This window comes from Paenibacillus sp. FSL H8-0168, assembly GCF_038592955.1.
Classification (GTDB): domain Bacteria; phylum Bacillota; class Bacilli; order Paenibacillales; family Paenibacillaceae; genus Paenibacillus; species Paenibacillus polymyxa_B.
In genome coordinates this window covers 4,951,509-4,962,787 of the sequence record NZ_CP151948.1, presented here as the reverse complement: position 1 = coordinate 4,962,787, position 11,279 = coordinate 4,951,509, and the positions used below count along the sequence as shown (strand labels likewise).

Below are 11,279 nucleotides of genomic sequence, written 5' to 3'. Positions count from 1 at the left end.
ATAATGTTTTAGACTGAGAAAATAAAGTATTAGACTGCCGATGCTTCATTAAGCTAACGGGCAGGATAGTTTAATAACATATCGAATTTTTTAAGAGTGTAAGGGTATACGAGGTGAGACTTTGCTTAACTGAAGCGTGAAGTAGAGGTAATCAAAAAGGAGATACCCAGATGGAAACAAATCAAAATATTCGTTTAGCAATCGAAGAATCTATACAGTTCCTTGAATCTACTCCCCATTTGGGGATGACTCACGGCGAGTGCAGCCGTCGAAAATGGGATGGAGCTTGGTGGCATATGGCTGCTCTTTATGAAATGGGAGAGGTGAAACTAATTCCCGAGTCTGCTATTGTCGGAGCAAAATATTTACTCGAAACTCAGGTCTGGCCGACCTTCATCATATCCGCCGATGACCATCCAACAAGTGAAAGTGATAAGATGAAGATGGATTGCTGCCATTGTGAACTTGCCGTATACTATATGATTCTAATGGCGTATGGCTGTGATTTGGACAAGGAACTGCCTTGGATTCGCGAATGGCTCTTAAAGCATCAGTTACCTGATGGCGGGCTGAACTGCGACCCTGAAGCTTATACTCATTCTAAAAAGAGCTCTATTGTTTCAACACTTCCTCCGCTTGAAGCTATCTTATGGCATACAGACCGTGAATTTACTGAACAGGAAGTCGTTTTCTTAGATGAAGGCGCACGTTATTTAATTGAGCATCGTCTTGTATGTTCTAAACAAAATAGAAGCGTCATCGATATGGAATGGCTGAAGCCTTGCTTTCCGAGGTTTTTTGAATATGATATATTACGCGGCATGTCCTTCTTGGCAGAATGGTCCCGACGTAGGAACAAAACGCTGCCGGTCGGGCTGCTTATTGAAGGATTGGAACGATTGAACATCTTCAAGGAAACAGGAGGATTGCGAATCGGTAGACAAGTCTTTGATCCACGAGGCCCATGGAGTGGGCAACCCTTTCCCTTGTTAGAAGCAGTGGCTGGCATTGGTGACGTTTCGCCTTATCTAAACAAACAGTTGGATCGAGTTATCGAAAGATTGGGACCGGAGTATACCTATGCATAAAGACTTTCTTTAGAAGGGAGCTCATGGGGAAGAGGAACGGACCAGGATGAGGAAGGCTTAGAGGGGAAAGTTGCAAATTTCAATATGTAAAATGATTGTCTAAACACTGATTGAAGCCGTAAAATGGGGAGCAAAAGAAGAGGTCTTTGTTGAGGCAACTCAATAAACCATGAGGCTGCCGTGGATTGAATGGCAGCCTTGTTACGCTAACGGGCAGGATAGTTGAAAATGTAAAATCCGTGTCAGAGATAACGCTATTGACAATTCATCTACTACGTGATACTTTATAGCGGTAGTAAGTGACACTGCATACCGGTTATACAGAATAGCAAGGAGTGATTGTGCTGGAAAACCTAACGGAAATGCTCAAAGGCGTGCTTGAGGGCTGTATCCTTGAAATTATAAGCCGCAAAGAAACCTACGGCTACGAAATCACGCGGCGGCTGAACGCCCTCGGCTTCACAGATGTTGTGGAGGGAACGGTGTACACCATCCTGATCCGGCTTGAAAAAAACAAGTTGGTGGAGATCACCAAGAAGCCCTCCGAAATGGGACCACCGCGAAAGTTTTTTGCGATCAACGACGCGGGGCGCGAGGAACTGCGGAAGTTCTGGGAAAAGTGGGAGTTCGTATCATCAAAAATTAACGAGTTAAAGGAGGGAAAAAATGAATTTTTGGGAAAAAATCACAGGCGGCGACATGACTAAAGAATTCAAAACTTTTGAATCGCGAGTCAAAAAGCTGCCGGCTGATTATCAAGCGGCATGGGAAAAAATTAATTCCAATCTTTGGGGGTACTCAGATTTCACCGGTCGCAACCTCATGCCAATTCTTGACGGTGTGCTTGGCCTACTAGAAGAAACGGCGGCGGACGGTCAGAGTGTCCAAGAGGTTTTGAGTGACGACATCAAAGGCTTTTGTTCAGCGCTGGCCGGCGAAGAAGGGGCAAAGTCTTTTCGCGACAAGTGGCGCGAGCAACTAAACAATAATATCGCTAAAAAATTAGGTGAATAGGAGGAGGATAAAATGAGAATACGAAATATCATCGAAGGCAAAAAAGAGTGGCGAGCGCACGTGGCGCGTGTCAAAGCGCTGCCGCAAGATTATCAGATTGTTTATAAAGAGATTCGAAAATATCTCTTTAAGGTCGGCCCTGTTGAGCTAACCGACGGGGCGGGTTTACTCTCGGGAATTATCGATCTTTTTGAAGAGGGCGCGGCCTTGGGGAAAGGCGTGCTCGAAGTGACAGGCAGTGACGTAGCGGCATTCTGCGACGATCTAATCAAAGATTCAAAAACTTACGCTGACATCTATCAAGAATCTGTTGACCAAGAAGGTAACAAGGCCATGAAAAAGGTTACGGATAAAACAAAGTAAAAGGGGGATATCGGGATGCGAAAGTCTTTCAAGGACATAGAAGTCCTAAAAGGCGTGGATTTTTAAGTGAAGCGAGGGGAGATTTTCGCCCTGCTTGGCTCCAACGGCGCGGGCAAGACGACGATTGTCAGAATCCTCACCACTGATTATATTCAAGCTGCGCATCGGGTGATCGCCAGCTTTGAATAGACTTCTAGCAATCTTCTTCATGGCCGGAACATGGCTAAATCAATGATCACAAAAAAAGCAGCCACTACAGGGCTGCTTTTGTGCTACGGGCTAATTGCTCGTGTATTTTACCCAATCGTATTCGGCGTATAGCGGATTCGCTCCATTATACGAACCCAGCCAGTCGTCAACGCCGGTGCCATTCCATAAATTCATCATAATCTTGCCTGGCGTGCTCGGTATATTCGTAGTTGCTGTATGCTTTAGAACCCCGTCAACATACCACTTAATGTACCCTGGCTGCCAATCGAAAGCATAGGTGTGGAAGCCTCTTGATGCATCAAAGCCCAGATCAACAATCTTCTCGTGACCACCGACCCCGTTTGTATAATAGTTGAATTGCACTTTTGTCGTGTCTTTGCCTAAAAATTCAATATCTATTTCGTCCCATTGCGTGCCATCAGTAGGTCCCGTATACGTAAAAAAGGAAGATACGATCCCAGTATTTTTAGCAGGCTTCATGCTGACCTCGTATAAGCCGTATCTGTAAGTGTTCGTCGATCGATACTCTCCACAGTCAAATTTATTGTACGCAGAACTTGTTAAGCCAAGCTTCATTTTGCCATCGTTCGTAAAATTGACATTATTGGCACGCCAAGTGCAATTAAACATGTTCCCATTGGAATATCCATCCGCCTTTTGCCATGCACCAGAATTGAAACCATTAAGTGGTTCCCAAAAAACATTCCCCGCATAAACGCTTACCGAAAAAAACAGAGAGACAATACCCGTGACCATTAAAGTGAACCAAGATTTCTTCTTCATTTTACACCTCCATAAAAGATTGACCAAACATGAAAGAAACGGCTGGCAATGATACATTATTTCAAGTATTGACCGGCTTATCGAAAAAATATAAAACGCTTCCATATTTGGCATCTTCATTGTAGCTTGAAATTGAGGCGTAGACTATAGCAAACTTAAAGATTGAAAAATAATTTCAAAAAAACTAAATTTTATCAAGTTGTGGTTTGGAAATGTAAGTTATACAATTAGATGCAAGAAATACAAATAAACGTTATAATTTTCCATTAAGGGAGATGATGATTTTGCAATAGGATAGACTCAGGAAGCGGAGCCACTACATGTTTATACCATTTTATTCTTTTGGCATAATAGTCAATTAAATTTTTGAGGAGGAGGCCTTTCTTTGAAAAAATTAGGTATGGTATGTAAAATAGTTCTGATACTTGTATTCATATTGCCTTTAAAACCGGTGTTTGACCAACATATAGATGCATGGTCAGGTATGCCCATGGGAGAGCTCCATGTCAGGGGCAATCAATTGGTGAACAGCAGCGGAAAACCTGTTGTTTTGAGTGGCTGGCATCAGCCGTCGGGAGCATACTGGACCTATCAAAACAGTAATTATTATCTCAAATTGAATGGTAACAATCGTCATGCAGCAATTTTGGCTTATTTGAAGGATATCACCGACACCTTTACAGACACCAGACCGAAGTATGGAAGCAACCACGGTTGGTATATGAATCAGGTCCGATTGTTTATTGACCGCCAGGATATGGGAGATGTGGCCGCAGGGTCATACAACTTCGCCGGTTTACAGGCAGTTACACAAAATGTGATTATTCCATACATCAATTATGCGAAAACAAAGGGCGTTTATGTTACCCTTGGTCTTGATTTCACTTTGGCTAACGACCAGGCTACAACACAATCCAATTTGGACAAATTTAATCAAATCTGGGGGTATCTTGCCTCGCAGCCGGCTATTAATAGCGCGGATAACGTCATGTTTGAACTGATCAACGAGCCAATTAAGTCGTATGCGAATGGGCATTGGGGAGGCTATCCCGGCGAGAATGATTTTCTTGACCATTGGAATGATCTGAGAAGATTCCAGAACTCTATTATTTCCACGATTCGAAGTAAAGGAGCGGATAATGTCATCTGGGCTGCAGGACTTGGATACAACCAATTTTACAGCCCGGTGGCAAAACACCCGCTGACAGACCCCTTGAACAACTACGGCTATGCTGTCCACTGGTATCCGGGCTACGGAGCTTATGATAACAAGGACAAGCTGCAATCGCAATGGGATTCCAACATTAAGGCGGCAGCTCAAGCCTATCCAATAAATGTTACAGAATTTACCTGGTTCAAAACACAACCCGGCGATTCAGAGTACTGGAATTTGTTTAACGGCTCTAATGATGGATTTGGGAAAAACACGAAGTCCATTTTTACAGCAGCCGGTAATGTCAGCATGACCGCACACATGAATGGCTTTTTGCTGGAATCTGGAGCAAGGAGTTCATTTGCGGACCCAACAGCAGGGTTAAAGTGGGATGGCGATACCCGACGTCAGGCGATGGCCCGCTTTTTGTTTGGCTGGTACTATGAGCGTGCACAGGCCTATCCGAGAGCACTACTCCAGAACAGTGAATCAGCAACGGATAATGTGCCTGCGGATGCACCGACTGATGTGCTTACAGATACATACATTAATGCACCGACTGACGCACAATCAGAATGATGTTAATACTTTCAGCTACCGACAGCCTATCCAATTGGATAGGCTGTTGTATTATTTTATAGAATTGAGAACTCAAAATCACTCAGCAGGCGGTGAACAAATGGAAGAAGAAAGCTCTTCGCGAATTATGTATGATGATCAGTTTATGAAGTTAGTAGAACTTGCTGTAACCTCGAATTTGGGATTCGCAAAGTTCAGTCACCTAACATTTACGTCCATTTTTAGGCTTCTGTTATGTAAGGTTGTTGAAATGATGAGGAGAGAGTATAGTTTGTATGTATTTATTTTGTGCGGGAAGAGGTTAATATGGCGACAATTCATGATGTAGCATTAAAAGCGGGCGTGTCGGTCACAACAGTATCCCGTGTAATGAACAACCGGGGATATATCAGCGAAACTACACGCAAAAAAGTGTTCGACGCAATGGAGGAACTTAATTATCAACCGAATGAAATAGCACGATCCCTATTGCGCAAGCAGTCTAATATTATTGGCCTGATTATTCCCGATGTCTCGCATCCTTTCTTCAGTGAGCTTGCCAATCAGGTCGAGTTCTATGCCTATCAGCAAAACTGCAAGGTCCTGCTGTGCAATTCCCATATGGATCCCGTGAAGGAAAAAGTGTATATCGATATGTTGAAGCGGAACCGGGTGGATGGCATCATTATGGGTAGCCATACATTAGAAGTAGAAGAGTACCGACATTTGAATTCACCGATTGTGACATTTGATAGACAGATTGACCCGTGTATTCCTTACATATCCTCGGATAATTATCGCGGAGGCGAGCTGGCTACGGAGCTGCTCATCAGCAAAGGCTGCCAGAAAATTGCGCATATATGCGGAAATCTGGAGCTGAACATGCTGTCCAATGAGCGGACCAAAGCATTCCGGGATGTCGTGGGCAGGGATGGTGTCCAGCATGTGATCGTTCAAACAGACTTGAATGTGTTCGACCAGAAGGAGTACGAGCGAATCATTTCAAAACTCGTTCATGAACATCCCGATGTTGATGGAGTGTTCGCAACAAGTGATATTATTGCTGCTTTTGCGCTGAAAGAATATATTCGCGCTGGAAGGCATGTGCCAGAGAATGTGCGCATTGTAGGCTTCGATGATGTAAGCGTTGCTTCCTGGCTGACGCCGGAACTTACATCGGTAAGACAGCCGATTACAGACATCGGCAGACTGGCGGTCGAGCTGATCCGCAGGCAGGCGGAAGGGGAGCAGGTACAACCTGTCAATCTGCTGCCTGTTGAACTAATTGAGCGTGCAACGACCTGAATGAAAATCTGTTCCTCTAACAAGGGGAACAGATTTTTTTTAGTACATGTTAAAAATTCAACATGTCAAACGATTGACACAAGTTAAACCCTTGACATATAATCCGTTTGTAAGCGTTTTATTTAAGTGTTCAGAGCCATTATATAAATAAGGGGATGACAACAATGAGGAAATTCAAAAGAGTTCAATGGATGGTAATGCTGCTTCTTTTGGTTATGGTGGTGTCTGCATGCAGTGGCTCCGGAGGAGAAGGTAATTCGGCTTCTGGAGGGGGATCAGGGGATTCGAAAAATGTGAAAATTACGCTTTTGAACTCCAAAGGCGAAATCCTTCCACAGCTGGAGGAAGCTGCGAAGGCGTTCCAGAAAGACAATCCGGGCATTACTGTTGAAATCCAGCCGGTTCCGACTGGTGGATCTCCTTTTGAGCGTGCCTCTGCATTGTATGCATCAGGAAACCCGCCGACCATGATCATGCTAGATACAGGTGATGTTGAGAAATTTAAGGACCGTATCCTCGATCTAAGCGGGGAAAAGTGGAATGCGGACACTGTTGAAAACGCTACCAATGCTACGACATTTGATGGTAAAAATTACGCGTTTCCACTGGCTGTTGAAGGCTACGGATTCATTTACAACAAAGCCGTTGTAGATAAAGCGGTAGGCGGAAGCTTTGATCCCACCACAATTAAAACCCGAAATGACCTTGAAAAACTGTTTCAGCAAATCGAGACATCCGGAAAGAAAGCACTGGTGATTTCATCAATGGACTGGTCCCTGGGCGCTCATTATTTGCCTCTTGCTTATGCAGGCCAGAACAAAGACATGGCTGAAGTGGACAAATTCATGGCGTCACTAAAAGCGGGCCAGGCGGACTTGGCTAATAATCCTGTATTTAACGGACTTATGGATACATTCGACGTCATGATGAAATACAATATCGATCAGGCTTCTCCGCTAGCAGGAACTTATGAACGCGGACCGGAACTGCTCGGCAAAGGTGAAGTTGGCATTTGGTTCATGGGCAACTGGGCATGGCCGCAAATCAACAGTTTTGATACCGCTAACAAAGAATATGGTTTTCTGCCTGTACCCATCAGCGACAATGCCGCTGACTACGGCAATCAGGAGATTTCGTCTGCTGTATCCAAGCGCATTGTTATTGACAAGGAGAAGACTACTCCGGAACAGCAAGAGGCGGCGAAGAAGTTCCTGAACTGGATCGTCTATGAAGAGAAAGGCCAGGATTTCCTCGTGAACCAAGCGAACATTATCCCGGCGTTCAAAAATATTACACTGCCTGCGGCCGACCCGCTTGGCAAGTCCATCCAGGATTATATCGCAAAAGGCAAGTCAGAGCAGTCGATGAGCATGCTGCCTGCCGACCACTGGTCCAAGACAGGATCTTCCATGCAAAAGTATCTGGCGAAACAGGGCGATCGCTCAACACTGGTTAAAGAAATCGAAAACTACTGGAAAACCGTTAAATAAGGTTGTTTTCAAATTACCTGGAATAGAGAGAGAAACCCGGAACAAAGGGAGGGATCATCATGATTACGGAAAAAGGAGTATGGAACCGGCTGCGGACGCGGCTGCTGTTTACCGGCCCAACCTTGTTTGCCTTCATAACGGTAATGATTATTCCATTTTTGTATGGCATCTATCTGACGTTCACAAACTGGGACGGTATTTCCACCACACTATCGCTAGTTGGCATCCAAAACTATCTGTCTGTTTTTAGAGATATTGAGTTTTGGAAATCGTTCGGCTTGACGCTCAAGTATGTGTTTTATACCGTTGTTCTTATCAATGTGATCGCTTTTATGCTGGCTTATGTGCTGACTAAAGGGTTAAAAGGACAGAGTATTTTCCGGGCGGGATTTTTCCTGCCCAACCTTGTCGGCGGCATTGTACTCGGTTTTATCTGGCAGTTTATATTCAACAACGTGCTTGTCTATTTGGGACAACATGCCAGCATACAGTCGCTCAGCACGACTTGGCTGGCTGATCCCGACAAAGCGTTCTGGGCACTCGTGATTGTAACCGTGTGGCAGAACGCGGGTTACATGATGGTCATTTACATCGCAGGATTGACGGGTGTGCCGAATGATATTATGGAGGCCGCAAGCATTGATGGGGCAAACAGCTGGACCAGACTACGGAAAATGGTACTGCCCTTGATGGTTCCTTCTTTCATCGTATGTATATTTTTGTCCCTGCAACGCGGATTTATGGTCTATGACGTGAACCTTGCGCTCACAAAAGGTGGGCCGTTCAGCAGTACTCAAATGGTGTCGATGCATGTGTATGAAAAGGCATTCCTTTCCCGTGATTATGGTGTGGGGCAAGCAGAAGCATTCGTGTTGTTCCTGATGGTTGCTCTCATCACTCTGCTTCAGGTTTATTTTAGCAAGAAGTTGGAGGTGGAGGCGTAATGACAAGAAAAAGAGTTGCTTCCTCCGTGATCAAATTCATTGTGCTGACAGTCATACTCATATTGTTCATCGTACCGTTCGTCTTTCTACTGATCAATTCGTTCAAGGAAAACATGGCCATCACCTCAAATCCGTTATCGCTTCCAGAGAGCTTCAGTATGGTCAATTATATGAATGCATTTGATAAAATGAATTACATCGCTGCCTTCACCAACTCATTGGTCATAACGGTGTTAAGTGTTCTGTTTATTTCACTGTTCGCGGCGATGACGGCCCATTATTTTGTCAGAAACAACACCAAGTTCAACCAATATACATTTATGCTGATGGTTGCATCCATGATCATTCCATTCCAGGCTATCATGATTCCATTGGTGAAAATCTACGGGTCACTTGATCTGCTGAACAGCAAGTGGTCGCTGATTTACATGTATATCGGTTTTGGCAGCTCGCTGGCCGTCTTCATTTATCATGGTTTTGTAAAGAGTATTCCAAAGGAACTGGAGGAAGCGGCGCTAATTGACGGCTGCACGCGGTTTCAGACATTCTTCCGGATTGTGTTTCCGGTACTGATGCCCACGACTGCCACCATTTCCATTCTCAATGTACTGTGGATCTGGAATGATTTTCTGTTGCCTTCCCTTATTCTGGTCGATCCGGAGCAAAGGACACTTCCGTTGTCCACGTACAACTTTTATGGAACCTATACAGTGGATTATGGTCCATTGATGGCAAGTTTGGTACTGACGATATTTCCGATCATTATCATCTATCTGTTCGCCCAGAAGTATATTATTCAGGGTGTTATGCAAGGCTCGATTAAATAACTGCAGGGGGAGGATGCTTTATCAAACAGACTAGAGCGTATACGAGAGAGCGTGCAGATCAATTTATTTCCCAATCGAAGCATATGCTTCGGCCAGATTATCGGCTGCACTACCATTTAATGGCTGAATTGGGCTGGATGAATGATCCGAATGGCTTCATTCAATATAACGGGCAATATCACTTGTTCTATCAACATTACCCGTATAAATCAGTATGGGGACCGATGCACTGGGGACATGCAGTCAGCCGCGATCTTATGAAGTGGGATTATCTGCCGATCGCTTTGGCACCGGACGATGAGTTCGACCAGGATGGCTGCTTCTCTGGCAGTGCGATTGAGCAGGACGGAAAGCTTGTCCTGATGTATACCGGACATGTTGTAACCGGGCCTGACAAAGATCAGGATTACAAGCAGTCGCAGGGAATTGCAGTATCAGAAGACGGAATAACGTTCGAAAAGTGGGAGGGCAACCCGGTCATCGGTTATGACGCTATACCGGACACGATCAGCCGTAAAGACTTCCGTGACCCTAAGGTGTTTAGGCACGAAGATCAATATTACGCCGTTCTCGGCTCTAATGATGCCAAAGGGAACGGACTTGTACTGCTTTACCGTTCTGAAGACCTGAAAAGCTGGACGTATGTCAATGTACTAGCCGTGAGTGACGGACGCTTCGGCGATAATTGGGAGTGTCCAGATCTGTTCCCGCTCGGTGGTCGGCACGTATTTATGCTATCCCCGCAGCGCATGCCTGCACAGGGGGAGGCTTACCGCAATCTGCATTCCACTATGTACGGTATAGGTGATTTCAATTCCGCTGCCGGAACATTTACGGCAGAGCGGTATGCTCAGGTGGATCACGGATTCGATTTCTATGCACCACAGTCAACCTTGGATGATAAAGGGCGGCGTATCGTTATCGGATGGATGGATATGTGGGAATCGGAGATGCCGACTCAGGAGGGGCACCATTGGGCTGGTGCGATGAGTCTTCCGCGGGAAGCGGTGATCGACGGCGCCAGGCTGCTGTTCCGTCCACTTGAAGAGGTAAAGAATTACCGATGCAATCTGTTCGAGCAGCGAGATATCTTACTGACAGGTGAGCAGATTATGGACACGCGCGGAGATAGCTACGAACTGAAGGTAGTATTTGAGTTCGAGGCTGGCCATACGGATGAATTCGGCTTGAAGCTGCGGGTGGGCGACGAAGAGGAGACTGTACTCTCGTATCGTCCTGATGACGGTCTGTTCCGTTTTAACCGTGAGCGTGCCGGTATCGGACCGGGCGGAGAGAGAAGAGTGCCCTTGGAATTACAAGAGGGGCGTCTGGAGCTTCGGATTTTCGTCGATAAAAGCTCTGTGGAGATATTCATCGGCGACGGCGAATACGTTCTCACAGGAAGAGTGTATCCCGGAATGGAATCAACAGGTATTCGTGCATTTGCGAACGGAAACTGTACGATTGCCTCTTTCCAGAAGTGGGATATCCTCGCATAGAATCGCATACAAACAGGAACCTGACCGTGGATGGTCAGATTCCTG

The 11,279-nt window shown here is 45.3% G+C and carries 11 protein-coding genes and 1 pseudogene; 11 read left to right on the top strand and 1 reads right to left on the bottom strand.

Annotated elements, in window-relative coordinates:
• The first annotated feature begins 170 nt into the window (after positions 1–170).
• From MHI21_RS22085 to MHI21_RS22065, 5 genes and pseudogenes are all read left to right on the top strand, one after another.
• A complete protein-coding gene (locus MHI21_RS22085) occupies positions 171–1,088 on the top strand; it encodes a hypothetical protein (RefSeq protein ID WP_342418929.1) in 918 nt (305 codons plus the stop codon).
• Between the two features lie 362 nt (positions 1,089–1,450).
• Positions 1,451–1,795, top strand: a complete 345-nt coding sequence (locus MHI21_RS22080; protein WP_274597355.1) for a PadR family transcriptional regulator — start codon at positions 1,451–1,453, stop codon at positions 1,793–1,795.
• Entirely contained in the window at positions 1,755–2,102 is a 348-nt protein-coding gene (locus MHI21_RS22075; RefSeq protein WP_165179252.1) for a DUF1048 domain-containing protein, read from the top strand. The genes MHI21_RS22080 and MHI21_RS22075 overlap by 41 nt, the downstream gene beginning before the upstream one ends.
• 12 nt (positions 2,103–2,114) lie before the next feature.
• On the top strand, positions 2,115–2,465 hold the full coding sequence (locus tag MHI21_RS22070; RefSeq protein WP_165179253.1) for a DUF1048 domain-containing protein: 351 nt from the start codon (positions 2,115–2,117) through the stop codon (positions 2,463–2,465).
• Between the two features lie 15 nt (positions 2,466–2,480).
• Positions 2,481–2,654: pseudogene (locus MHI21_RS22065) on the top strand (ATP-binding cassette domain-containing protein).
• 90 nt (positions 2,655–2,744) lie between these two features.
• Here the strand turns inward: MHI21_RS22065 and MHI21_RS22060 are convergent.
• A complete protein-coding gene (locus MHI21_RS22060; protein ID WP_223830843.1) occupies positions 2,745–3,431 on the bottom strand; it encodes a glycoside hydrolase family 16 protein in 687 nt (228 codons plus the stop codon).
• Between the two features lie 412 nt (positions 3,432–3,843).
• On the opposite strand from MHI21_RS22060, the gene MHI21_RS22055 reads away from it, so the two are divergent.
• The 6 genes from MHI21_RS22055 to MHI21_RS22030 all read left to right on the top strand — a co-directional run bounded on the left by MHI21_RS22055 (position 3,844) and on the right by MHI21_RS22030 (position 11,234).
• The gene (locus tag MHI21_RS22055; RefSeq protein WP_342418928.1) at positions 3,844–5,190 is read left to right on the top strand and encodes a cellulase family glycosylhydrolase; all 1,347 of its coding nucleotides are present in this window, start codon (positions 3,844–3,846) and stop codon (positions 5,188–5,190) included.
• Positions 5,191–5,496: 306 nt separating this feature from the next.
• Positions 5,497–6,474: a LacI family DNA-binding transcriptional regulator gene (locus MHI21_RS22050; protein WP_341163042.1), complete on the top strand. Its 978-nt coding sequence runs from the start codon at positions 5,497–5,499 to the stop codon at positions 6,472–6,474.
• Positions 6,475–6,638: 164 nt separating this feature from the next.
• Entirely contained in the window at positions 6,639–7,964 is a 1,326-nt protein-coding gene (locus tag MHI21_RS22045; RefSeq protein WP_341163043.1) for an ABC transporter substrate-binding protein, read from the top strand.
• Between the two features lie 59 nt (positions 7,965–8,023).
• Complete coding sequence (locus MHI21_RS22040) at positions 8,024–8,908, top strand: sugar ABC transporter permease (RefSeq protein WP_341163044.1); 885 nt, start codon at positions 8,024–8,026, stop codon at positions 8,906–8,908.
• Positions 8,908–9,735, top strand: coding sequence for a carbohydrate ABC transporter permease (locus MHI21_RS22035; RefSeq protein WP_069080153.1), 828 nt, complete (start codon positions 8,908–8,910; stop codon positions 9,733–9,735). The genes MHI21_RS22040 and MHI21_RS22035 overlap by 1 nt, the downstream gene beginning before the upstream one ends.
• Before the next feature lie 83 nt (positions 9,736–9,818).
• On the top strand, positions 9,819–11,234 hold the full coding sequence (locus MHI21_RS22030) for a glycoside hydrolase family 32 protein (RefSeq protein ID WP_342418927.1): 1,416 nt from the start codon (positions 9,819–9,821) through the stop codon (positions 11,232–11,234).
• Positions 11,235–11,279: the final 45 nt, after the last annotated feature.

Bases quoted from the DNA above. Each gene is read 5' to 3' on its own strand.
- MHI21_RS22085 (WP_342418929.1), top strand. From the start codon at position 171: ATGGAAACAAATCAAAATATTCGTTTAGCAATCGAAGAATCTATACAG.
- MHI21_RS22080 (WP_274597355.1), top strand. From the start codon at position 1,451: ATGCTCAAAGGCGTGCTTGAGGGCTGTATCCTTGAAATTATAAGCCGC.
- MHI21_RS22075 (WP_165179252.1), top strand. From the start codon at position 1,755: ATGAATTTTTGGGAAAAAATCACAGGCGGCGACATGACTAAAGAATTC.
- MHI21_RS22070 (WP_165179253.1), top strand. From the start codon at position 2,115: ATGAGAATACGAAATATCATCGAAGGCAAAAAAGAGTGGCGAGCGCAC.
- MHI21_RS22060 (WP_223830843.1), bottom strand. From the start codon at position 3,431: ATGGTCACGGGTATTGTCTCTCTGTTTTTTTCGGTAAGCGTTTATGCG.
- MHI21_RS22050 (WP_341163042.1), top strand. From the start codon at position 5,497: ATGGCGACAATTCATGATGTAGCATTAAAAGCGGGCGTGTCGGTCACA.
- MHI21_RS22045 (WP_341163043.1), top strand. From the start codon at position 6,639: ATGAGGAAATTCAAAAGAGTTCAATGGATGGTAATGCTGCTTCTTTTG.
- MHI21_RS22040 (WP_341163044.1), top strand. From the start codon at position 8,024: ATGATTACGGAAAAAGGAGTATGGAACCGGCTGCGGACGCGGCTGCTG.
- MHI21_RS22035 (WP_069080153.1), top strand. From the start codon at position 8,908: ATGACAAGAAAAAGAGTTGCTTCCTCCGTGATCAAATTCATTGTGCTG.
- MHI21_RS22030 (WP_342418927.1), top strand. From the start codon at position 9,819: ATGCTTCGGCCAGATTATCGGCTGCACTACCATTTAATGGCTGAATTG.